This window comes from Micromonospora sp. LZ34 (assembly GCF_052981855.1).
In genome coordinates, this window is the sequence record NZ_JBRIQN010000174.1 from 1 (window position 1) to 718 (window position 718).

1 protein-coding gene is annotated in these 718 nt (G+C 74.5%); it reads right to left on the reverse strand.

Translation table 11 applies throughout. From position 1 onward, the window contains the following. A partial coding sequence (locus ACVCAH_RS38010; protein WP_447141035.1) for an RNA-guided endonuclease TnpB family protein occupies positions 1-718 on the reverse strand: 718 nt, incomplete at both ends.

Consider the following 718-nt stretch of genomic DNA (forward strand, 5'->3'; position numbering starts at 1 on the left):
ACGTCGGGACTGGCCGGCGCCGGGGAGGTGCCGGCCGGCTCGACGGTGCGTGACCACCTCCGGCAGCACGACGGCTGTGGGGGTGGTGGGTCCGCCGCCCGGGGTGCGGGTGGCGATGGAGGCGGCCGCGACCAGGTCACGGTGCCCGGAGAATGCGCAGTGCGGGCAGGTCAGCGTCCGCCCACGAGGTTTCGGCACCCGCCGTCGGCAGGCGGGACAGGTCGATGACGTGCCCCGCTCATCGACGAGCCGGACGGTGATGCCGGCGAGGGCGGCCTTGTCCGTCAGGATCTGGATGAGCCGGCCGATCTGCCACTGCCGTAGCCGCAGGTTGTGCCGCCGCCCGGCAGCGATGTCGAGCACGCCGCGGGGGTCCCCGACGTGCAGCACCCCGACCCGCCGGCTCACGGCCCAGGTGATGACGGTTCGGGCGGCTTCGTGCTGGGCTTGGCGGACCCGCCGCTGGTGCCGGCCCTCCACCAGCCGGGCACGACGGCGGTACTTCCGCCACCGCCGTGACCCCTTCTCACCCGGTTTCGGGGCCCGGCCGGATACGGCTCGGCGGCGGGCTTTGGTGTCGGCCAGGTGCATGCGGTGCTCGGCGCGGATCGCCCGCCCCGACACCAGCAAAGCTTCTCCGCCGGGGCCGGCCACCGCGTACGGGTGGATGATTCCCAGGTCCACCCCGGCTATCCGGCCCGGATCCGGCTCCTCACCC